At 66.0% G+C, this 20,603-nt stretch carries 21 protein-coding genes; 9 read left to right on the top strand and 12 right to left on the bottom strand.

From position 1 onward, the window contains the following. Positions 1 to 82: 82 nt before the first annotated feature. Positions 83 to 1,804: a ubiquinone-dependent pyruvate dehydrogenase gene (gene poxB / locus CY652_RS16910; protein ID WP_102131867.1), complete on the bottom strand. Its 1,722-nt coding sequence runs from the start codon at positions 1,802 to 1,804 to the stop codon at positions 83 to 85. A gap of 236 nt (positions 1,805 to 2,040) precedes the next feature. Here poxB and CY652_RS16905 point away from each other — a divergent pair, with 236 nt between their 5' ends. Together CY652_RS16905 and CY652_RS16900 are read left to right on the top strand one after the other, a co-directional pair. After that, positions 2,041 to 2,745, top strand: a complete 705-nt coding sequence (locus tag CY652_RS16905) for a pseudouridine synthase (RefSeq protein ID WP_102131866.1) — start codon at positions 2,041 to 2,043, stop codon at positions 2,743 to 2,745. 144 nt (positions 2,746 to 2,889) lie between these two features. Beyond that, on the top strand, positions 2,890 to 3,078 hold the full coding sequence (locus tag CY652_RS16900; protein WP_102131865.1) for a hypothetical protein: 189 nt from the start codon (positions 2,890 to 2,892) through the stop codon (positions 3,076 to 3,078). Between the two features lie 25 nt (positions 3,079 to 3,103). Here the strand turns inward: CY652_RS16900 and CY652_RS25210 are convergent, their stop codons facing one another. Further along, positions 3,104 to 4,108, bottom strand: coding sequence for an NAD-dependent epimerase/dehydratase family protein (locus CY652_RS25210; RefSeq protein WP_102131864.1), 1,005 nt, complete (start codon positions 4,106 to 4,108; stop codon positions 3,104 to 3,106). 65 nt (positions 4,109 to 4,173) lie between these two features. On the opposite strand from CY652_RS25210, the gene CY652_RS16890 reads away from it, so the two are divergent. From CY652_RS16890 to CY652_RS16880, 3 genes are all read left to right on the top strand, one after another. After that, positions 4,174 to 5,205, top strand: coding sequence for a CDP-6-deoxy-delta-3,4-glucoseen reductase (locus CY652_RS16890; protein ID WP_102131863.1), 1,032 nt, complete (start codon positions 4,174 to 4,176; stop codon positions 5,203 to 5,205). A gap of 367 nt (positions 5,206 to 5,572) precedes the next feature. Then, positions 5,573 to 6,757 carry an acetylornithine transaminase gene (locus tag CY652_RS16885; protein WP_102131862.1) on the top strand — a complete coding sequence of 395 codons (1,185 nt, stop codon included), beginning with the start codon at positions 5,573 to 5,575 and terminating at the stop codon, positions 6,755 to 6,757. Between the two features lie 40 nt (positions 6,758 to 6,797). Next, on the top strand, positions 6,798 to 7,271 hold the full coding sequence (locus CY652_RS16880; RefSeq protein WP_102131861.1) for a GNAT family acetyltransferase: 474 nt from the start codon (positions 6,798 to 6,800) through the stop codon (positions 7,269 to 7,271). Between the two features lie 105 nt (positions 7,272 to 7,376). Here CY652_RS16880 and CY652_RS16875 read toward each other — a convergent pair whose 3' ends face one another. From CY652_RS16875 to CY652_RS16850, 7 genes are all read right to left on the bottom strand, one after another. Next, positions 7,377 to 8,093 carry an ABC transporter ATP-binding protein gene (locus CY652_RS16875; protein WP_102131860.1) on the bottom strand — a complete coding sequence of 239 codons (717 nt, stop codon included), beginning with the start codon at positions 8,091 to 8,093 and terminating at the stop codon, positions 7,377 to 7,379. After that, the gene (locus CY652_RS16870; protein ID WP_102131859.1) at positions 8,093 to 8,869 is read right to left on the bottom strand and encodes an ABC transporter ATP-binding protein; all 777 of its coding nucleotides are present in this window, start codon (positions 8,867 to 8,869) and stop codon (positions 8,093 to 8,095) included. The genes CY652_RS16875 and CY652_RS16870 overlap by 1 nt, the downstream gene beginning before the upstream one ends. Before the next feature lie 25 nt (positions 8,870 to 8,894). After that, complete coding sequence (locus tag CY652_RS16865) at positions 8,895 to 10,064, bottom strand: ABC transporter permease subunit (protein ID WP_102131858.1); 1,170 nt, start codon at positions 10,062 to 10,064, stop codon at positions 8,895 to 8,897. A gap of 29 nt (positions 10,065 to 10,093) precedes the next feature. Next, complete coding sequence (locus CY652_RS16860) at positions 10,094 to 11,044, bottom strand: branched-chain amino acid ABC transporter permease (protein ID WP_102131857.1); 951 nt, start codon at positions 11,042 to 11,044, stop codon at positions 10,094 to 10,096. Positions 11,045 to 11,272: 228 nt separating this feature from the next. Next, positions 11,273 to 11,842 carry a hypothetical protein gene (locus CY652_RS24115; protein ID WP_146010126.1) on the bottom strand — a complete coding sequence of 190 codons (570 nt, stop codon included), beginning with the start codon at positions 11,840 to 11,842 and terminating at the stop codon, positions 11,273 to 11,275. Between the two features lie 555 nt (positions 11,843 to 12,397). Next, positions 12,398 to 13,357, bottom strand: coding sequence for a 4-hydroxy-3-methylbut-2-enyl diphosphate reductase (gene ispH / locus CY652_RS16855; RefSeq protein ID WP_102131856.1), 960 nt, complete (start codon positions 13,355 to 13,357; stop codon positions 12,398 to 12,400). Positions 13,358 to 13,360: 3 nt separating this feature from the next. Next, positions 13,361 to 13,816, bottom strand: a complete 456-nt coding sequence (locus CY652_RS16850; RefSeq protein WP_102131855.1) for an FKBP-type peptidyl-prolyl cis-trans isomerase — start codon at positions 13,814 to 13,816, stop codon at positions 13,361 to 13,363. Between the two features lie 138 nt (positions 13,817 to 13,954). On the opposite strand from CY652_RS16850, the gene radC reads away from it, so the two are divergent. From radC to nadB, 4 genes are all read left to right on the top strand, one after another. Then, positions 13,955 to 14,683 carry a RadC family protein gene (gene radC, locus CY652_RS16845; protein ID WP_102131854.1) on the top strand — a complete coding sequence of 243 codons (729 nt, stop codon included), beginning with the start codon at positions 13,955 to 13,957 and terminating at the stop codon, positions 14,681 to 14,683. Between the two features lie 265 nt (positions 14,684 to 14,948). Beyond that, positions 14,949 to 15,182 (top strand): 50S ribosomal protein L28, encoded by a 234-nt coding sequence (gene rpmB / locus CY652_RS16840; protein ID WP_034208178.1) that lies wholly within the window; start codon positions 14,949 to 14,951, stop codon positions 15,180 to 15,182. A 10-nt stretch (positions 15,183 to 15,192) separates the two neighbouring features. Further along, the gene (gene rpmG / locus CY652_RS16835; protein WP_004185395.1) at positions 15,193 to 15,360 is read left to right on the top strand and encodes a 50S ribosomal protein L33; all 168 of its coding nucleotides are present in this window, start codon (positions 15,193 to 15,195) and stop codon (positions 15,358 to 15,360) included. 180 nt (positions 15,361 to 15,540) lie between these two features. Beyond that, a complete protein-coding gene (gene nadB, locus CY652_RS16830; RefSeq protein WP_102131853.1) occupies positions 15,541 to 17,160 on the top strand; it encodes an L-aspartate oxidase in 1,620 nt (539 codons plus the stop codon). A 6-nt stretch (positions 17,161 to 17,166) separates the two neighbouring features. Here nadB and nadC read toward each other — a convergent pair whose 3' ends face one another. From nadC to CY652_RS16815, 3 genes are all read right to left on the bottom strand, one after another. Then, entirely contained in the window at positions 17,167 to 18,066 is a 900-nt protein-coding gene (gene nadC, locus CY652_RS16825) for a carboxylating nicotinate-nucleotide diphosphorylase (protein ID WP_102131852.1), read from the bottom strand. Continuing rightward, positions 18,066 to 19,196, bottom strand: a complete 1,131-nt coding sequence (gene nadA / locus CY652_RS16820; protein ID WP_102131851.1) for a quinolinate synthase NadA — start codon at positions 19,194 to 19,196, stop codon at positions 18,066 to 18,068. The genes nadC and nadA overlap by 1 nt, the downstream gene beginning before the upstream one ends. Positions 19,197 to 19,321: 125 nt before the next feature. Next, positions 19,322 to 20,518: a DesA family fatty acid desaturase gene (locus tag CY652_RS16815; RefSeq protein ID WP_102131935.1), complete on the bottom strand. Its 1,197-nt coding sequence runs from the start codon at positions 20,516 to 20,518 to the stop codon at positions 19,322 to 19,324. Between the last annotated feature and the right edge of the window lie 85 nt (positions 20,519 to 20,603).

Below are 20,603 nucleotides of genomic sequence, written 5' to 3'. Positions count from 1 at the left end.
TCGCACGGAATGCCCCGGCCTGTCCGGGATCGTCCGGCGCGGGTCGAACCGGAGCGAAGGCCGGCCCGGCCCGCGTTCGAACTCAGCGGCGCAGGTTCGTGTTCGCGAGCTCGATCACCTCGTCGCCGCGTCCGCTCAGCACAGCGCGCAGCATGTAGAGACTGAACCCCTTCGCCTGGGCCCATTGCAGCTTCGGCGGCATGGCGAGTTCGTGCTTCGAGGTCACGACGTCGACGAGCGCCGGCCCCGGATGCGCGAACGCGGCGCGCAGCGCCTCGTCGACCTGCTCCGAAGTCTCGACGCGCACGCTGAAGATGCCTGCGCCCTTCGCGATCGCGGCGAAATCGGTCGGGCTCAGGTCGGTGCCCGTGTCGAGGTAGCCGCCGGCCTTCATCTCCATCGCCACGAAACCGAGCGTACCGTTGTTGTACACCACGACCTTGATCGGCAGGCCGAGCTGGCGCGCGCTCAGCAGATCGCCGAGCAGCATCGACAGCCCGCCGTCACCCGACAGCGACACGACCTGCCGGTCCGCACGGGCCGCCTGCGCGCCGAGCGCCTGAGGCATCGCGTTCGCCATCGACCCGTGATTGAACGAGCCGTGCAGCGCGCGCCGGCCGTTCATCTTCAGATAGCGCGCAGCCCACAGCGTCGGCGTGCCGACGTCGACGGTAAAGATCGCGTCGTCGGCCGCGAGCGCGTCGACGCGCGTCGTCAGGTACTGCGGGTGAATCGGTTGCCCGGCCGCGGACGGTTTCGCCAGTTCGTCGAGCCCCTTGCGCGCCTCCACGTAGTGCGCTTTCGCACGCTCGACGAACTGGCGCGAAGTCTTGCGCGCAAGCTTCGGCATCAGCGCGCGCAGCGTCTCGCCCACGTCGCCGACGAGGCCGAGCGCAAGCGGCGCGCGCCGGCCGAGCGCCGTGCCTCTGCGGTCGATCTGCACGATGCTGGCCCCGGTCGGATAGAAGTTGCGATACGGGAAATCCGTGCCGAGCATCACGAGCGTGTCGCACGACATCATCGCGTGATAACCGGAGGAAAAGCCGATCAGGCCGGTCATGCCGACGTCGTAGGGGTTGTCCCATTCGACGTACTGCTTGCCGCGCAACGCGTGCACGGTCGGCGCGCCGAGCAGGTCCGCGAGCGCGACGACCTCGTCGTGCGCCTGCGCGCAGCCGCTGCCGCACAGCAGCGTCACGGCTTCGGACTTGTTCAGCAGCGCCGCGAGCCGTTCGATGTCGGCCGGCGCCGGCACGACCGTCGCGCGCTCGGCCGGCGACCACGCGGGCTCGCCGTCAGGCGCGTCGAGCAGCGCGACGTCGCCGGGCAGGACGATCACGGCCACGCCGCGTTCTTCGATGGCCGTGCGCATCGCTGTCTGCAGCACGCGCGCGAACTGCGAGCGGTTCGTCACGAGCTCGACGTAGTGACTGCACTCCTTGAAGAGTTCCTGCGGATGCGTCTCCTGAAAGTAGCCGAGACCGATTTCCGTCGACGGAATGTGCGCGGCGATCGCCAGCACCGGAACGTGGTTGCGATGGCAATCGTAAAGCCCGTTGATGAGGTGCAGATTACCCGGCCCGCAACTGCCCGCGCAAACCGCGAGCTGCCCCGTCGCCGCGGCGTCGGCGCCCGCCGCGAACGCCGCCACCTCCTCGTGCCGCGTGTGCATCCAGCGAATCGTGCCGAACCGGCGCAGACTGTCCGACAGTCCGTTCAGGCTGTCGCCCGTCACGCCCCAGATGCGCTCGACACCCGCTGCCTCAAGCGTTTTCGCGAGAAAGTCCGCGATCGTCTTAGCCATGCTGTCCTCCGTGCAGAAACCAGGAAATGAAGCCGGGAAAACCGGACGCGGGCTGCGCAAGGATCGTGCAAACGAACGGCGACGTCCCGCCGAACCCGGCCGACACCGCCGGCCCGGTCTGCCCCGTCCCCAACCATACGCGCTTCCCGGCAATACGGACGCCGGACTGCCCGCGGCCGGGCACCGCCCCGTGCCCGGGTAGAATGCAGCCGTTTTGTCGCGCGCAGCAGCACGCCATGAATCTCGAAAGCATTCTCTTCACTCAGGGTTTCGGCTCGCGCCGCCAATGCCGCGCGCTGATCGCCGATGCCCGGGTTTCGGTCGGCGGCACGGTCTGCGCCGATCCGCTCGCATCGTTCGATACGGCCGCGCTCGTCTTCGCCGTGGACGGCGCGGCATGGCCCTTCCGCGAGCGCGCCTACCTCGCGCTCAACAAGCCGGCCGGCTACGAGTGCTCGCGCGACCCGCAGCATCACCTGAGCGTCTTTCATCTGCTGCCGCCGCAATTCTCGGCGCGCGGCGTCCAGTGCGTCGGCCGGCTCGACCAGGATACGACGGGCCTGCTGCTGCTCTCCGACGACGGCCCGTTCGTCCACGCGTTCACATCGCCGAAACGCAAGGTGCCTAAAGTCTATGTGGCGACCACGCGCCATCCGCTCGACGACGCGCAGCTCGGCGCGCTACGCGCGGGCGTCCTGCTGCACGGCGAATCCGCCCCGACGGCCGCCGTCGCGGCACGCTCGCGCGGCGCGTGCGAACTGGAATTGACGGTGCTCGAAGGGAAATACCACCAGGTCAAGCGCATGGTCGCGGCGGCGGGCAACCGCGTCGAGGCCTTGCATCGCGAGCGAATCGGCGGATTCTCGCTGCCGACGGATCTGGCCCCGGGCCAGTGGCTGTGGCTCGACGATGTGCAGCTTGCGGCGCTGCGCAACGCGTAGATCCCGGCGCCCGGGCGGCCGGCCCGTCGTGGGCGGCAACGACTGTCGCACCGCGACAGGTCCGTTGGCCCGTCGTTGTTCTTTTCATGACGCGCCCTATACTGAAAAAAACAACGATAACGAATTACGCAAGGAGGGATAGCAATGACCATCCACGGTACATTCGGACTCTCGCACGTGACGATTGCGTTCCTGGTGCTCGCGGCACTGCTTGTCGGCGGGCTGCTCGCCGCCATGCACGTGCGGGGACGGTATTCCCCGAGCCTGATCGGCGCGCTGATCGGCGCCATGTTCTGCTTTCTGCTGCTCGAAGCGCTGCCCGCCCTCGTCTGAACGCTGAACAGCGGTTGCGTCCCGCTCAGGACGAACGCGCCCGCAAGTCGCCCAGAAACGTATCGACGCTCGGATAACGAAGCCGCACCCGCAATTCGCGCTTGATGCGCCGGTTCGTCAGTCGCCTCGATTCGCGCATGAACGACAGCAGCACAGAATCGAGCTGTCGTTCCGCCTCGGCGCGGCTCACGCGCGGCGCACGCGCCATGCCGAAGACGTCGGCGACGCGGTCGAACCAGTCCCCCATCTTCAGCTCGCTGTCGTCGCTCGCGTGCACCACGCGCGCGGGCCGGCCGTGCGTCGCCATGCGCACGAGAATGGCGGCCAGATCGTCGGCGTGGATGTGGCTCGTATAAACGTCGTCGGCCTCGATCAGCGCCGGCGTTCCCTTCCCCAGACGCGCAAGCGGCAATCGGTTCGCCGCGTAGATGCCCGGAATCCGCGCGATGCTCGCGCTGAGCGCGCCGCGCGCGGTCGCGCGGCGCAACTGGCGCTCGGCGCTGACGCGGCGCTTCGCGCGCGCGTTCGCCGGCCTCACGCGGCGCGTCTCGTCGATGCGCGCGCCGCCGCAATCGCCGTACACGCCCGTCGTGCTCGCGTAGACCACCTTCAACGCGGCATGCCGGCCGTGGCCGGGCGGGAAAGCCCGCTCGGGTACAATAGCGGATCGCCTGCGGCGCGCGACGGCGCCCGACGACGCCGGAAACACGGGGCCCGCCGGACGGCGCCGTCCGGCGCCGAGCGCGGCCAGCAGCGCGCGCGTCCGGTAGTCGACGTCGTCCGTCTGGCCGGGCGGCGCGAGATGCAGCACGGTCGGCGCCAGACCGGCAAGGCGCGCGAGACTCGGGCGCACGTCGAGATCGCCCACGACGGGAATCGCGCCGGCCCCGCGCAACGCGACGCACCGCGCCGGCTGGCTCGTCAGCGCGAACACGCGGGCGCGCGGCAACCGTTCGAGGCAGCGCAGGCCGACGTCGCCACAGCCGACGATCAGCACGCGTGGGCGCCTCAAGGTTCGTATGACAGTCATGGTGGACGCATTTTAGCCGTCGGCGGCGACCCCAACGATTACAGACTCATCCCTCTTCTTCGAATATGGCATTCAACGTAACGCTCAAGCAAAGCGGCCGTCAGTTCCAGGTCGAACCCGACGAGCCGGTCCTCACCGCCGCCCTGCGCCAGGGCATCGGCCTGCCGTACGGCTGCAAGAACGGCGCCTGCGGTTCATGCAAGGGTTCGGTGGCGAGCGGCGAAATCGAGCAGCGCGCCCACGCGGCCTCGGCGCTCTCGAACGACGAAAAAACGCGCGGCATGGCGCTCTTTTGCTGCGCCACCGCGCAGTCGGACCTCGAAATCGACATCCGCGAAATCGCGGGCGTCGGCGACATGCCGGTGCGCAAGCTGCCCTGCCGCGTCGCCGCGATCGAACGCAAGGCCGACGACGTCGTCGTGCTGAAGCTGCAACTGCCCGCGAACGAGCGCCTGCAATATCTGGCCGGGCAGTACCTCGAATTCATCCTGAAGGACGGCGCGCGCCGCTGCTACTCGATGGCGAGCGCGCCGCACGAGGAAGGTCTGCTCGAGCTGCACATCCGCCACATGCCCGGCGGCAAGTTCACCGACCACGTGTTCGGCGCGCTCAAGGAACGCGACATCCTGCGCTTCGAGGCGCCGCTCGGCACGTTCTTCCTGCGCGAGGACAGCGACAGGCCGATCGTGCTGCTCGCCTCGGGCACCGGCTTTGCGCCGATCAAGGCGATCGTCGAGCACGCCGCCCACAAGGGCATCGGCCGGCCGATGACGCTTTACTGGGGCGCGCGGCGCCTCAAGGACCTGTATCTGCTGGATCTGGCCCGGCAGTGGGAGCGGGAGATTCCGGGCTTGCGCTTCGTGCCGGTGCTCTCCGAGCCCGACGCCGCGGACGCGTGGACGGGCCGGACCGGCTTCGTGCACCGCGCCGTCGTCGAGGATCTGCCCGATCTTTCGGGCCATCAGGTGTACGCGTGCGGAGCGCCCGTCATGGTCGAGTCGGCGCTGCGCGACTTCACGCAACACCACGGCCTGCCCGAAAGCGAGTTCTACGCCGATTCGTTCACGAGCGCGGCCGACCTAGCCCATCCGGTCTGAGCCGGCGTCCGGCCTGGGTTCGGTCCCCCGGGTTCGGTCCCGCGCCCGCGCGGCAGACGCCGCGGGCGCGGCCGGACACAAAAAAATAATGTTCGCCACGCCCAAATGACGGTTTACAGCGGCGTTCGCCTTGTCGTATTCTCTCGCGCATGAACCGCATCCTGCCCGCCCTTCGACGTCGTCGCTCGCCCAACCCTTAGGGGGGCCTGGCTACGTCACGGACGCGCGCTTCTTCACCCGGATGCGCATGCAGTTCGAATCGCGAAAGCCACGGACCACCGTGGCTTTTTCATTTTTCGGCCGTTTTTCCCGATCTTTTCGTTCATTTCGTCAATCCTCTTTGCCGCTACGCGTGGAGCCCGCCGCCATGAAATTCTCCGAGTATCCGATCCAATCGCTGATGTACATCACCAACCGGCCCGAAATCGTTTTCACTCATGGCAAGGGATCCTGGCTCTACGACAACGAGGGCAAGCGCTATCTGGACTTCATCCAGGGCTGGGCCGTCAACTGCCTCGGCCATAGCAACGAGCCGATGATCGAGGCGCTCGAGCGACAGGCCCGCCTGCTCATCAACCCGTCGCCGGCGTTCTACAACGAGCCGATGGCCAAACTCGCGAGCCTGCTGACCGCGCATAGCTGCTTCGACAGGGTGTTTTTCGCCAACAGCGGCGCCGAAGCCAACGAAGGCGCGATCAAGCTCGCGCGCAAGTGGGGCCGCAAGTTCCGCGACGGCGCTTACGAGATCATCACGTTCGATCACAGCTTCCACGGCCGCACGCTCGCGACCATGTCGGCCAGCGGCAAGCCCGGCTGGGACACGATCTACGCGCCGCAGGTGCCGGGCTTTCCGAAGGCCGAGCTGAACGACATCGCCTCGGTCGAGCGGCTCATCAACGGCAAGACCGTCGCCGTGATGCTCGAGCCGATCCAGGGCGAAGGCGGCGTCATTCCGGCCACGCGCGAATTCATGCAGGCGCTGCGCGCACTGACGAAGCAGCACGGCCTCCTGCTCATCGTCGACGAAGTGCAGAGCGGTTGCGGTCGCGCGGGCACGCTGTTCGCCTACGAGCTCTCCGGCATCGAACCGGACATCATGACGCTCGGCAAGGGCATCGGCGGCGGCGTACCGCTCGCGGCGCTGCTCGCGAAGGAGAGCGTCGCCGTGTTCGAGGCCGGCGATCAGGGCGGCACCTACAACGGCAATCCGCTGATGACGGCGGTCGGCGAAGCGGTGATCTCGCAGCTCGTCGCGCCGGGCTTTCTCGAAGGCGTGCGCGCGCGCGGCGCGTATCTGCGCGAAAAGCTGCTCGAGCTCTCGGCGGAGCGCGGCTTCGAGGGCGAGCGCGGCGAAGGGCTGCTGCGCGCGCTGCTGCTCGGCAAGGACATCGGCAACCAGATCGTCGAAAAAGCCCGCGAGCTGCAACCCGACGGCGTGCTGCTGAACGCCGCGCGTCCGAACCTGCTGCGCTTCATGCCCGCGCTGAACGTGAGCAACGAGGAAATCGACCAGATGATGGCGATGCTGCGCACGGTGCTCGATTCGCTGTAATGCGCCGTTTTCCACCGGACGAAACGAAAGGCCCGTGCCCATGACAGCCTCTCCGCCCATCATCCGCCGCTTTGCCGAGACCGACGCCGACGCCGTCGTCGCGCTGTGGCAGCTCGCCTTCCCCGAGTATCGGGAAGCGGGCAAGCCGCACCGCGACCCGCGCCTCTCGATCGCGAACAAGCTCGCCACCCAACCCGAACTCTTTTTCGTCGCCACGCGCGCAACGAAAATCGTCGGCACGGTGCTGGCGGGCTACGACGGCCATCGCGGCTGGCTCTATTCGCTCGCGGTGGCCCCCGACGCGCGGCGCCTCGGCATCGGCACGCGGCTCGTCGCCCACGCCGAAGCGGCGCTCGCCGCGCTCGGCTGCCCGAAGGTGAACCTGCAGGTGCTGCCCGGCAAGGACGACGTGCTGAACTTCTACGATGCGCTCGGCTACCGCAGCGACGCGGTCGTCAGCCTCGGCAAGCGGCTTGCCGCGACGCAGGCTGACGCCGCAACGCCGGCATCCTGACATGCGCAGACGCGCCATCCAGACGTCTCGCTTATCGCGAGACCAATAAAAAAACCCGCATGTGTCTTACCACATGCGGGTTTTCTCCGGAAACGCCGGTGACGCCTATTCGCCCAGATAGGCCGCGCGCACCTTCGGGTCGTCGAGCATGTCCTTCGCGTTGCCTTCCATCGTCACGAGCCCCGAATCCATCACGTAGCCGCGGTTGGCCGCCTGCAGCGCGAGCCGCGCGTTCTGCTCGACCAGCAGCACCGTGATGCCTTCCTTCGAGATTTCGCGCACCACCTCGAAGATCTTCTCGACCATGATCGGAGAAAGGCCCATCGACGGCTCGTCGAGCAGCAGGAGCTTCGGCTTGCTGATGATCGCGCGCGACATCGCGAGCATCTGCTGCTCGCCGCCCGAGAGCGTGCCCGCGAGCTGGGTCGAGCGTTCCTTCAGGCGCGGAAAGAAGCCGAACATCCGCTCGACGTCGTTCTTGATGCCGTCCTTGTCCTTGCGCAGGTACGCGCCCATCTGCATGTTTTCGATGATCGACATGCGCGCGAAGATGCCGCGACCTTCCGGCACCATCGCGAGGCCGCGCTTGAGCAGTTCGTGCGGCGGCACGCCCTTGATCGACTGGCCGAGGAACTCGATGTCGCCCGCCGAGTAGGCCTTCAGGCCCGTGATGGCCTTCATCGTCGTCGTCTTGCCCGCGCCGTTCGCGCCGATCAGCGTGACGAGCTCGCCCTGCGCCACGTCCAGATCGACGCCCTTGACCGCCTGGATGCCGCCGTAATTGACCTGCAGGCCCTTGATTTTCAACATTGCCGTAGCCATCAGTGGACCCCCGCGCCCAGATACGCCTCGATCACCTTCGGGTCCTTCTGCACGTCCTGCGGCAGCCCCTCGGCGATCACCTTGCCATAGTCGAGCACTGTCATCCGGTTGCACAGGCCCATCACGAGCTTCACGTCGTGCTCGATCAGCAGGATGGTCTTGCCGTCCGCGCGGATCTTGTCGAGCAGGCGCGTCAATTCCACCTTCTCGGTCGCGTTCATGCCGGCCGCGGGCTCGTCGAGCGCGAGCAGCTTCGGGTCGGTCGCGAGCGCGCGCGCGATCTCGAGCCGCCGCTGGTGGCCGTACGAGAGGTTGCGCGAGGTGTAGTCCGCATACTGGGCGATGCCCACGTATTCGAGCAACTCGAGCGCGCGCTCGCGAATCTCGCGTTCTTCCCGGCGCTCGGACGGCGTCTGGAACACCGCGCCGATGAGGCCGTGCTTCGTGCGCACGTGGCGGCCGACCATCACGTTTTCGAGCGCGGTCATGCCGCCGAACAGACGGATGTTCTGGAAGGTTCGCGCAATGCCGGTCTTCGCGACTTCATGCACGGCCGTCGGCGTGTACGGCTCGCCGTCCAGCCTGAAATCGCCGGAATCCGGCGTGTAGAGCCCGGTAATCACGTTGAAGAACGTGGTTTTGCCCGCGCCGTTCGGACCGATGAGCCCGTAGATCGTGCCTTCCTCGATCTGCAGGCCCACGTCGGAGAGCGCCTGCAGACCGCCGAAACGCTTGTTCACGCCCTTTACGGACAGGCGGATGGGTTTGTTGCTCATGAAAAAATTCTCCTGCCGGGGGTCGTTAGGCACGCACCGGCTTCTTGCTGCTCTTCTTCTCGACTTTCGCGATCCTGTCCTCGTGCTTCGGCGCCGGCCACAGGCCTTCCGAGCGATAGAGCATGACGACGACCATCGCGAGACCGTACAGGAGCTGGCGGATCACTTCCGGGTCGATGACCTGATGGCCGAAGAGTGCATTCTGCAGCGGACCCATCGTGCTGCGCAGCACTTCCGGGAAAACCGAGAGCAGCACCGCGCCGAGAATCACGCCCGGGATGTGGCCCATGCCGCCGAGCACGACGCACGAAAGCACCACGACCGATTCCCAGTACGTGAACGATTCCGGCGACACGAAGCCCTGGAACGCGCCGAACATCGCGCCCGAGAGGCCGCCGAACGAGGCGCCCATCGCGAAGGCGAGCAGCTTCACGTTGCGGGTGTTGATGCCCATCGCCTTCGCGGCGATTTCGTCCTCGCGGATCGCGGCCCAGGCGCGGCCGATGCGCGAGTGCTGCAGGCGCGTGCAAACCCAGATCACGAACAGCGCGCAGATCACGAATGCGTAGTAATACAGGTAGACATCCGTGAACGTGAAGCCGAACAGCGTGTGCGGCTGGGCGAAGTTGAACCCGCCGAACTGCAACGGCGCGACACCCGTAATCCCCTGCGGCCCATTGGTGATGTTCAGCGGCCGGTCGAGGTTGTTCATGAAGATCCGCACGATTTCGCCGAAGCCGAGCGTCACGATCGCGAGGTAGTCGCCGCGCAGGCGCAGCGTCGGCGCGCCGAGCAGGATGCCGGCCACGGCCGCGAGCAGCATGGCGACCGGAACGACGATGAAGTACGACGTGTGCATCCCGCCCGGCAACGCGGCCGCAATCCAGGCGAACTGCGTCGTGAGGTGCGGCGAAGTCAGCAGCGCGGCCGTGTAAGCGCCCACGGCATAGAACGCGATGTAGCCCAGGTCCAGCAGGCCGGCGAAGCCGACCACCACGTTCAGGCCCAGCGCAAGCATCACGTAGAGGGCCGCGAAATCGAGCACGCGCACCCAGTAGTTGCCGCCGGCCGCGCCGATCAGCATCGGGGCCGCGACGACGACGATCGCGGTCACGATACCCACGACGAGCTTCTTCGTCGCGCTCTTTTCGGACGCGAGCGTCGCGGACGGCTCGATCGGTTGAATAGAAGTCATTTGCCTTGCTCCTTGCTTTGACCCGGGCCTCAGGCGCGATCCGCGACGCGTTCGCCGAGCAGGCCCGACGGACGGAACACCAGCACGACGATCAGCACGATGAACGCGAACACATCCTGATAGTTGCTGCCGAAGACGCCACCCGTGAGATTGCCGATGTAGCCCGCGCCGAGCTGCTCGATCAGGCCGAGCAGCACGCCGCCCACCATCGCGCCGCCCAGGTTGCCGATCCCGCCGAGCACCGCGGCCGTGAACGCCTTCATGCCCGGGATGAAGCCCATGTAGAAGTTCACGTTGCCGTATTCGGAGGCGAGCATCACGCCGGCCAGCGCGGCGAGCGCGGAGCCGAGCATGAACGTCACCGAGATCACGAAGTTCGGGTTCACGCCCATGAGGCTCGCGACGCTCGGGTTCTCGGCGATGGCGCGCATGGCGCGGCCGAGCCTCGTCTTGTGCACGAGCAGCAGGAGGCCGCCCATCACGAGGAACGCCACGACGATGATGACGATTTCGGTCGGCGAGATCACGGCGCCGGGATTGGTCTGCGTCGACTGGATGACGTTGATCGGATCGGTCGAGATGAGCTGCGGGAACGACAGCGGGTTGGGCGACCAGATCATCATCGCCAGCGTTTCGAGCAGGATCGACACGCCGATCGCGGTGATGAGCGGAGCGAGCCGGGGCGCGCGGCGCAGCGGACGATACGCGGTCCGCTCGATCACGTAGCCGAGCACCGCGCAGACCACCGCGGCGATGACGAGCGCGATGATTAGCGTCGGGATGTTGCCGAGCCCGGGGAAATGATTGTGCAGCACGTTGATCGCCGACAGCGCGACCATGGCCCCGACCATCAGCACGTCGCCGTGCGCGAAGTTGATGATGCCCAGAATCCCGTACACCATGGTGTAGCCCAGCGCGATGATGGCGTAGACGCTGCCAAGCACCAGCCCATTCAGGATCTGCTGGATGAAAATATCCATTTAATGCTCCTTAGCCCGTGCGACCGACCGGATTCGCGCTCTTCATCGGCCGGTGGGCAAATGACTCACGGAAACCGCAACGACACTTTCGGGTACTGATATAAAAAACCAGTTATCCGCCGTCGACCCGCGCGCCGCGCTCGGGTCGAACGCGACGGACATGTCGGCGATAGATGCAAAAACGGCACCGTCAATTGGGTCGGTGCCGTCGGGTTCGACTCCCTGCCACTACAGGGCGACGGTGCCCGGGACGACCATGCCGCGTCTGTCCCGGAGCCTGCCGCGCGCAATGGCCCCCTCGCCCGTGGCGCCCGAGCCGCCGCAATCCATCCGGTCGGTCACGCGCGCGTGACCGACTGCCGGCATCGTTGCGGACATCCGGGACGTCCCGCGCGAATCGGCGCACGCGTTCGCGTCGCCGCCTGCACGTACGTGCGCAGAGCGGGTCCGCGAACAGCCGGGGACGGGCGCGGCGTGAGCCGCGCGCATTGCCGTCCTGGCTACGGCGCGATTATCGGAATATCGGTGAGCAATTTGTGTGCCAATGCATGCGAGCGCCGCGATCCGCATTCCCCCGGATCGCCTCATAATGCGTGTCGCAACAACTGTTCGCATGCCGGTTTCACCAGCGACGACAGGCATCCGGTTTTCATTGTCATGGCCGGTATGTGCGCCGCAGCGATTGAGCGGCCGAACCTCAGCCGCCGCCACGCTCATGTCCGTTGCGCTGTTGCTGTCCGCCTCGAGCGGCACAACTTCAGCCGCATCGAACACGGCGTAAGCAAACTTGACTTGCATTAAACAGGTCTCCTGCGCCTTCCGAAATCCGTTGTCCGAAAGGGCCGCAGCCCTTCAGGACGGGCGCATTGTACCTCCAATCGTCCGGCAGGCAATATTGTTGAATTGGCAGGGTTTTCCTGCATTGCAGCGTCCTTTTAGGGGCACTTTTACGCCCATTTTTCCCGCCTCGGCATGCAACATTTTTGTGCATCAATTGCACCATCTTCGACCCCGGCAGCATCAACTGTTGCGCAGGGTCGGAACGCGCCTTTTACCGGCAGGCCTTGCGGCGAATACAATCACCCGCCATGCATCGAAATGGCAATCACCGGATTGGTGCGACGCAACAAACTCAAAATGAGACGATGACTGAATAAATAGGGAACGATAGGTGAAATCATGCGTCCCGTTTTTGAAAAAAACAGAAAATTCGAGCGCCCTGACGCGCCGGATTCGCTCGCGACCCATGATATGTCACCATTTATGTCAATCCGGTGACTCGCCCGCGTCCTGCCCGCGGCCAATAAAAAAGCGCGCCAGAGGCGCACTCATTTCATCCCGCGGACAGCGTGTTCAGGCTGGCTGGCCGAGACCGCGCGGCAACGGGAACGCGATGTTCTCCTCGATGCCGTCCAGCGCCCGCACCTTGTGCACGCCCAACTCGTTCAGACGACGGATCACGGCCTGCGCGAGCGCTTCCGGGGCTGACGCGCCGGCCGTCAGGCCGACGCGCCGCTTGCCCACCAGCCAGCCCGGATCGATCTGGCCCGGCGAATCGACCATGTAGGCGGGCACGCCGCGCTTCTCGGCCACTTCGCGCAGCCGGTTGGAATTCGAGCTGTTCGGGCTGCCGACGACGATCACGACGTCGCATTGCGGCGCCATGAACTTGACCGCGTCCTGGCGATTCTGCGTCGCATAGCAGATGTCCTGCTTCTTCGGCTCGCGAATGTCGGGAAACTTCGCCTTCAGCGCGTCGATAATTCCGGCGGCATCGTCGACCGACAGCGTCGTCTGCGTGACGAACGCGATGTGGTCGGGGTCGCGCGGCTCGAGCACTGCGACGTCCCCGGCGTCCTCGACGAGATACATGCCCTCGCCGACCTGCCCCATCGTGCCCTCGACCTCGGGATGTCCCTTGTGGCCGATCATCACGATGTCGAAGCCTTCTTCGCGCATCTTCGCGACCTCGACGTGCACCTTGGTCACGAGCGGGCAGGTCGCGTCGTACACGCGCAACCCGCGCGCCGCGGCGTCGGCGCGCACGGCCTTCGATACGCCATGGGCGCTGAAGATCACCGTATTGCCCGGCGGCACCTCGTCGAGCTGCTCGATGAAGATCGCCCCCTTCTTGCGCAGATCGTCGACGACGTAGGCGTTATGGACAATCTCGTGACGCACGTAGATCGGGGCGCCGTGCAACTGGATCGCGCGCTCGACGATCTCGATCGCGCGATCGACGCCCGCGCAGAACCCGCGCGGCTGCGCGAGCAGAATCTCGACGTCGACAAGAGTGGTGTCCATGGTGCTCATCTGTCACAGAATCCCGATGATTTTGACTTCGAAATCCAGCGCCTGCCCCGCCAGCGGATGGTTGAAGTCGAACAGCGCCGAAGTCTCGCCGACCTCTTTCAGCACGCCGGCGTAGCGGCCGCCGTCCGGCGCGTTGAATTCGACGAGGTCACCGGGCGTGAAGTCTTCGCCGATCATGCTGTTCTCGCGCAGCGTGGCGAGCGAGACGCGCTGGATCAGATCCGGATTGCGCTGACCGAACGCGGTGCCGGCCACTAGCTGGAAGGTCGAATGGTGTCCCACCTTCAGGCCCAGCAGAATCTCTTCCAGCGGCGGCGCAAGCTGGCCGGCGCCGAGCAGCAGCGTGGCGGGCCGGTCGACGAACGTGTTCACGACGTCGGTGCCATCGGCGAGCGAAAGCCGGTAGTGCAGCGTTACGTGGGAACCGGGTTTCACCTCGGAGATATCGATGATGCTCATGCGGTACTCGTTTCGTCAGGGCGGGCGCGCCGCCGCCCGCAAAGCACGTATTGTAAGCCACATATTCGCGGGCAGTCGTGCCGGGCGTACGCCCCCCGGTACGCGAAACCGCGGCGCGGCGGCCCGACGGAGGAACGCATGTACGAAATCGATTGCCCGGCTTTGCCGGAAACCGCTGGCGTTGGGCAACCGGCCCCGGTGGCGGAACAGCGTTCGCGCGACATGCCGCGCGAGCGGCTGCGCGACGCCGGTCCCGGCGCACTGTCCGACGTGGAGCTGATCGCGCTGCTGCTCGGCACCGGCCTGCCCGGCCATAACGTGTTCGACGTGGCGCGTTCGCTGCTCGAGCGTTTCGGCGGCCTGCGCGCCATGCTCGACGCGCAGCCGGAAGAATTCGCGGGACTGCGCGGCATCGGCCCGGCGCGAGCCGCGCAACTGCAGGCCGTCATCGAGCTGGCGCGGCGAGCCTTGGAGGAAAAGGTGCGCGAACGGCCGCTCGTCGATTCGCCGGGAGCCGTCGAAGACTATCTGCGTCTGCGCATCGGCGGCCGGTCCCACGAGGTGTTCGTCGGCCTGTTTCTCGACGTGCGCCACCGGCTGATCCGCGCCGAGGAATGCTCCCGGGGCTCGCTGACGCGCATGGCCGTGTATCCGCGCGAGATCGTGCGCCGCGCGCTCATGCTCAACGCCGCGAGCCTCATCGTGGCGCATAATCACCCGTCCGGCGCGGTCAAGCCGAGCGCGAGCGACCGGCGCCTGACGCGCGTGCTGCGCGACACCCTGGCCCTGATCGACGTGCAGCTCGTCGACCATCTCGTCATCGGCGCCCACGACACATTTTCGTTCGCCCGCAACGGGTGGGACTAATGCCGTCGCTTTGCCTTGTACCAGCGCGTCCCACGCGGCATGGACAAATCGGGTTTGATTTTTCGACTCTTTTCCTGCTAGAATAGCTTTTTTCCTCTTTTCAGTCCTGTTTCGCACGCCAGCCCATCAAGAAGTCAGCGGGCGCAGGCTCTTGACGAAAAACCCGAGAAAACCGGGTGCAGGGTCGAGGAATTTCTCGCCGCCTTCGTCCGGGTGACTTCAGCGGCGTTCGAACTCAGAATTTAAGCGTATTAGGAGTGCTCTCATGGCACGCGTATGCCAAGTAACTGGGAAAGCGCCGATGAGCGGCAACAACGTTTCCCACGCGAACAACAAGACCAAGCGTCGTTTCCTCCCGAATCTGCAAAACCGTCGTTTCTGGGTGGAAAGCGAAAACCGTTGGGTGCGCCTGCGCGTCTCGAACGCCGGCCTGCGCCTGATCGACAAGAACGGCATCGACTCCGTGCTCGCGGACCTGCGCGCACGCGGCGAAGTCTAAGGAGCACATCATGGCAAAAGGCGCCCGCGACAAGATCAAGCTGGAGTCGACTGCTGGTACGGGTCACTTCTACACGACGACGAAAAACAAGCGCAACATGCCGGAAAAGATGGAGATCATGAAGTTCGATCCCGTCGCCCGCAAGCATGTGGCTTACAAGGAAACCAAGATCAAGTAATCGCGGTTTCCCCAGCCTGACGAAGACACGAAGCCCCGCCTCGAGCGGGGCTTTTGTTTCTGGCGCGGCAACACAGCATCTTTGTTTCCGGTTTCCCCTCGTGGCGCGCGGCAGGTTATGCTTGCCGACTTACCGGCGCGCATGACGCCGCACAGCACTGACAGACGGAGAGGCGGGATCATGAAATTCGATGTGGCGATCGTCGGCAGCGGCCTGGCGGGCCTGAGCGTCGCGCTCAATCTTGCGGATACCCGCCGTGTCGTGATCCTGGCCAAGCGTTCGATGATGGACGGGGCGAGCGATCGCGCGCAGGGCGGCATCGCGGCCGTGCTCGATTCGGCCGACAGCGTGGAAAACCACGTCCACGATACGCTGACCGCGGGCGGCGGCCTTTGCGACGAAGGCGCGACCCGCTACATCGTCGAGCACGGCCGCGAGGCGATCGACTGGCTGATCGCGCAGGACGTGCCGTTCACGAAGGACGATGCCGCCGAGCTCGGCTTTCACCTGACGCGCGAGGGCGGCCACAGCCATCGCCGCATCATCCACGCGGCCGACGCCACCGGACACGCCGTGCTGCAGACGCTCAGCGAACGCGTGCGCCGGCACCCGAACATCACGATACTGGAAGACTACCAGGCGATCGACGTGATCGTCTCCGGCAATCGAAACCAGCGCTGCCGCGGCCTCTACGCGCTCGATCTCGCAAGCGGCCGCATCGTGACCATCGACGCGCCCCACACCGTGCTCGCCACGGGCGGCGCGGGCAAGGTCTACCTGTACACGACGAACCCCGACACCTCGACGGGCGACGGCATCGCGATGGCCTGGCGCGCCGGCTGCCGGGTGGCGAACATGGAATTCATCCAGTTCCACCCGACCTGTCTCTTCCATCCGCACGCCAAGTCCTTCCTGATTTCCGAGGCCGTGCGCGGCGAAGGCGGGCTGCTCAAACTGCCCGACGGCACGCGCTTCATGCCCGCCCACGACGAGCGCGCCGAACTGGCGCCGCGCGATATCGTGGCGCGCGCCATCGACTTCGAGATCAAGAAACACGGCATCGACTGCGTGTATCTCGACATCAGCCATCAGCCGGCGGCCTTCATCGAGGAGCACTTCCCGACGATCCTCGCGCGCTGCCGCGAGTTCGGCATCGACATCACCACGGGTCCCATCCCCGTCGTGCCGGCGGCGCATTACACCTGCGGCGGCGTCATCACCGATCTCGCCGGACGCACCGATCTCGCGGGTCTCTACGCCGTCGGCGAGGCGTCCTATACCGGCCTGCACGGCGCGAACCGGCTCGCCAGCAACTCGCTACTCGAATGTCTCGTGATCGGGCGCGCGGCGGCCGGGGCCATCGAGCACGAAGGGTTCGACGCAACCGGCCGCACGCCGTTGCCCGACTGGGACGAGAGCCGCGTCTCGGATTCCGACGAGGAAGTGGTCGTCGCGCACAACTGGGACGAGCTGCGCCGGCTGATGTGGAATTACGTCGGCATCGTCCGCACCGATAAGCGGCTCGAACGCGCGCAGCATCGTCTTACGCTGCTGCGCGACGAAATCCACGAGTATTACGCGAACTTCCGCGTGAGCCGCGACCTGCTCGAACTGCGCAATCTCGTGGACGTGGCCTCGCTGATCGTCGAAAGCGCGCGCTCGCGGCACGAGAGCCGCGGCCTGCATTACAGCCGCGACTGGCCGAACCCGCTGCCGAAGGCCCTGCCTTCGGTGCTGACGCCGGAACGCGTACGCAACCGCTACGTCCGGACGCCCCAGACGGTCGGCGGCAAGCGCTAACCGCCGTCAGACGAGGCGCATCGAATAATCGGTCGCGCGCACGTCCTTCGTCAGCGCGCCGATCGAAATGCGGTCGACGCCCGTCTCCGCAATCGTGCGCACTGTGTCGAAGTTCACGCCGCCCGACACTTCGAGCACCGCCCGGCCGGCCGTCAGGCTGACCGCGTCGCGCATCGCGTCGAACGTGAAATTGTCGAGCAGCACCGAAGTCGAGCCGTGCGCCAGCGCGGTATCGAGTTGCGCGAGCGTTTCCACCTCGATCTGGATCGACACGTTCGCGCTCAGCGCCAGCGCCGCATCCATCGCCTGCCCCACGCCGCCGGCGGCCGCGATGTGATTCTCCTTGATGAGGATGCCGTCGTAGAGCGCGAGCCGCTGATTCGCGCCGCCACCCACGCGCACGGCGTATTTCTGCGCGAGCCGCAGCCCCGGCAGCGTCTTGCGCGTGTCGAGAATGCGCGCGCGCGTGTGCGCGATCGCGTCGACATAGCGCCGCGTGGCCCCGGCCACGCCCGAGAGCAGTTGCAGAAAGTTAAGCGCGTTGCGCTCGGCCGAAAGCAGCGCGCGGACGGGACCGCGCATCGCGCAGACGGCGGAATCCGCCGTCATCCGGTCGCCTTCCCGATAGTGCCAGCGCACCTCGATGCGCGGATCGACCTGGCGCATCACTTCGTTGAACCATGGCACGCCGCAGAGCACGGCGCTCTCGCGCACGATGATGCGCGCATCGCGCACGTCGCCGTCCGGCACGAGACGCCCCGTCTGGTCGCCCGGGCCGATGTCCTCGGCCAGCGCGTCGGCGACGTTGCGCGCGAGCGCCGCATCGAACGCCGCGCCATATTCGGCACGGATCTGCCCGAGCAGCGGCGACGCGGCCTCCGGTCCCACCCACTCCTGTGCGCCCATTACGCCGCTCCCACGTTGGAGAACAGCCCCGAGTCGCGCGCGAGATCACCGCTCGCACGCACGCGCCGCTTGTGCTCGGCGGCGAACGCCAGCATGCGGTCGATCGGCCGACGCGCCCGCTCGCCGAGCGCAGGGTCGACGAAAATCTCGTTGTGTCCGCGTTCGAGCACGTCGGCCAGATTCGCGAGACCGTTCATGGCCATCCACGGGCAATGCGCGCAGCTCTTGCAGGTCGCGCTGTTGCCGGCCGTCGGCGCCTCGATGAAGGTCTTGCCGGGCGCGGCGAGCCGCATCTTGTGGAGAATGCCGAGATCGGTCGCGACGATGAAATGCGTCGCGTCGAGACGCACGGCCGCGTCGATCAATTGCGTCGTCGAGCCGACCACGTCGGCCAGCGCCACGACGCTCGCCGGCGACTCCGGATGCACGAGCACCTTCGCGTCGGGACGCTCGGCCCGCAACAGATCGAGTTCGATACCCTTGAACTCGTCGTGCACGAGGCACGAACCCTGCCACAGCAGCATGTCCGCGCCCGTCTTCTTCTGGATGTAGCTGCCCAGATGCCGGTCCGGCGCCCAGAGAATCTTTTCGCCGCGCGCGTGCAGATCGGCCACGATCTCGAGCCCGATCGACGAGGTCACCATCCAGTCCGCGCGCGCCTTGACCGCTGCGCTCGTGTTCGCGTAGACGACCACGGTGCGATCGGGATGCGCGTCGCAGAACGCCGAGAACTCGTCGGCCGGGCAGCCGAGATCGAGCGAGCAGGTCGCGTCGAGGTCCGGCATCAGGATGCGCTTGCCGGGACTCAGAATCTTCGCCGTCTCGCCCATGAAGCGCACGCCGGCCACGACGAGCGTCTGCGCCTCGTGATCGCGGCCGAAACGCGCCATTTCGAGCGAATCGGCCACGCAGCCGCCGGTCTCGTCGGCCAGTTCCTGCAATTCCGGATCGACGTAGTAATGCGCGACGAGCACGGCCCGCTCGCGCGCCAGCAGTGCCCGGATGCGCGCCTTCAGCGCCGCGCGTTCTTCGGCCCCCGGCGCATCCGGTACTCGTGCCCACGCCTGCCCGACGCTGCAAGTCGTGCCTTGCGGTCGATCGTATTCGACCTTCCTGATCACCTGGCTCATGATCTCCTCTGCCCTGCCTGCGCCGCGAAAAGCACGAACCGTCTTTTCGCGGGCCCTAAAAAGCAAAACCCCGCCAACGCGGGGTTTTGTGACGTACTTCAAATTCTAATGGATTTTATCGGCACTCATGCATAGCGCCGCAAGCGCATCGCGAACTCCTGGAGGGCCTTGATACCGCTTTGCTCCGCGCGGTGGCACCACTCCTGCAATTGCGCGAGCAGTTGCTCGCGCGACGCGCTCGAGCGCTCCCAGATCGCCGTCAGCTCGTTGCGCAGTTCGATGAAGGTGCGCAGCTTCTGGCTCTGGGCGAAAATCTGCGGCAACTGGCGTTTCTGCGGTTCGTCGAGGCTCGCTTCCTCCTTGTCGAACCACTTGCGCGCATTGCGCATCAACAGATATTTCTCGCGCGCGCCCACTTCCTTCAGATGCGCAAGCTCCTGGCGATAGGCGCGCTTGACCGCCTTCGCGTACCGCGCCATCACCTCGTAGCGGTTGGACAGCACGGCCTGCAGCGTTTCCTGGTCCGGCACCGGCTTGCCCGCCGTCAACCGCGGCGTGGGCGCGACCTTCTTCACCGTCGCGAGCCGGCAGGCCGACATCAGGCGGATGTAAAGCCAGCCGATGTCGAATTCGAACCACTTGTTCGACAGCTTCGCCGAAGTCGCGAACGTGTGATGGTTGTTGTGAAGCTCCTCGCCGCCGATCAGGATGCCGAGCGGGAACAGGTTCGTGCTCGCGTCGGCCGAATTGAAGTTGCGATAACCCCAGAAGTGCCCGAGGCCGTTCACGACGCCGGCGGCCCAGAACGGAATCCACATCATCTGCACGGCCCACACGCTGAGGCCGACGATGCCGAACAGCCCCACGTCCATCACCATCATCAGGCTCACGCCGAGGATCGGATACTTCGTGTAGACGTTGCGCTCGATCCAGTCGTTCGGCGTGCCGTGGCTGAAGCGGCGCAGCGTTTCCTCGTTCTTCGCCTCGGTGCGATAGAGCTCGGCGCCTTCGAGCAGCACCTTCCAGATGCCGCGCGTCTGCGGGCTGTGCGGATCGTCCTCGGTCTCGCACTTCGCGTGGTGCTTGCGGTGGATGGCCGCCCACTGGCCCGTCAGCATGCCGGTCGTCATCCAGAGCCAGAAGCGGAAGAAATGGCTCGCGGCAGGGTGCAGGTCGAGCGCGCGGTGCGCCTGGCAGCGATGCAGATAGACCGTCACGCCGATGATCGTGATGTGCGTCGCGACCGCCGTAAACAGCACGATCTGCCACCACGACCAGCGCAGTAGCCCATGGGCCAGAAAATCCAGGAGGGAATTCAGCAAGATCATTTACCTGAGAATCGAGTACGGTCGGCGCCGGCCGCGAAAAACGCCACAACCGGCGTTACCGAAGTGAAAGCAAGCGACG

It is taken from the genome of Burkholderia sp. WAC0059, from assembly GCF_002870125.1.
Lineage (GTDB): Bacteria > Pseudomonadota > Gammaproteobacteria > Burkholderiales > Burkholderiaceae > Paraburkholderia.
Note: the sequence above shows the minus strand (reverse complement) of the source record. Positions and strands in the feature narration are given on the sequence as shown.

Bases quoted from the DNA above. Each gene is read 5' to 3' on its own strand.
- poxB (WP_102131867.1), bottom strand. From the start codon at position 1,804: ATGGCTAAGACGATCGCGGACTTTCTCGCGAAAACGCTTGAGGCAGCG.
- CY652_RS16905 (WP_102131866.1), top strand. From the start codon at position 2,041: ATGAATCTCGAAAGCATTCTCTTCACTCAGGGTTTCGGCTCGCGCCGC.
- CY652_RS16900 (WP_102131865.1), top strand. From the start codon at position 2,890: ATGACCATCCACGGTACATTCGGACTCTCGCACGTGACGATTGCGTTC.
- CY652_RS25210 (WP_102131864.1), bottom strand. From the start codon at position 4,108: ATGACTGTCATACGAACCTTGAGGCGCCCACGCGTGCTGATCGTCGGC.
- CY652_RS16890 (WP_102131863.1), top strand. From the start codon at position 4,174: ATGGCATTCAACGTAACGCTCAAGCAAAGCGGCCGTCAGTTCCAGGTC.
- CY652_RS16885 (WP_102131862.1), top strand. From the start codon at position 5,573: ATGAAATTCTCCGAGTATCCGATCCAATCGCTGATGTACATCACCAAC.
- CY652_RS16880 (WP_102131861.1), top strand. From the start codon at position 6,798: ATGACAGCCTCTCCGCCCATCATCCGCCGCTTTGCCGAGACCGACGCC.
- CY652_RS16875 (WP_102131860.1), bottom strand. From the start codon at position 8,093: ATGGCTACGGCAATGTTGAAAATCAAGGGCCTGCAGGTCAATTACGGC.
- CY652_RS16870 (WP_102131859.1), bottom strand. From the start codon at position 8,869: ATGAGCAACAAACCCATCCGCCTGTCCGTAAAGGGCGTGAACAAGCGT.
- CY652_RS16865 (WP_102131858.1), bottom strand. From the start codon at position 10,064: ATGACTTCTATTCAACCGATCGAGCCGTCCGCGACGCTCGCGTCCGAA.
- CY652_RS16860 (WP_102131857.1), bottom strand. From the start codon at position 11,044: ATGGATATTTTCATCCAGCAGATCCTGAATGGGCTGGTGCTTGGCAGC.
- CY652_RS24115 (WP_146010126.1), bottom strand. From the start codon at position 11,842: ATGCAAGTCAAGTTTGCTTACGCCGTGTTCGATGCGGCTGAAGTTGTG.
- ispH (WP_102131856.1), bottom strand. From the start codon at position 13,357: ATGAGCACCATGGACACCACTCTTGTCGACGTCGAGATTCTGCTCGCG.
- CY652_RS16850 (WP_102131855.1), bottom strand. From the start codon at position 13,816: ATGAGCATCATCGATATCTCCGAGGTGAAACCCGGTTCCCACGTAACG.
- radC (WP_102131854.1), top strand. From the start codon at position 13,955: ATGTACGAAATCGATTGCCCGGCTTTGCCGGAAACCGCTGGCGTTGGG.
- rpmB (WP_034208178.1), top strand. From the start codon at position 14,949: ATGGCACGCGTATGCCAAGTAACTGGGAAAGCGCCGATGAGCGGCAAC.
- rpmG (WP_004185395.1), top strand. From the start codon at position 15,193: ATGGCAAAAGGCGCCCGCGACAAGATCAAGCTGGAGTCGACTGCTGGT.
- nadB (WP_102131853.1), top strand. From the start codon at position 15,541: ATGAAATTCGATGTGGCGATCGTCGGCAGCGGCCTGGCGGGCCTGAGC.
- nadC (WP_102131852.1), bottom strand. From the start codon at position 18,066: ATGGGCGCACAGGAGTGGGTGGGACCGGAGGCCGCGTCGCCGCTGCTC.
- nadA (WP_102131851.1), bottom strand. From the start codon at position 19,196: ATGAGCCAGGTGATCAGGAAGGTCGAATACGATCGACCGCAAGGCACG.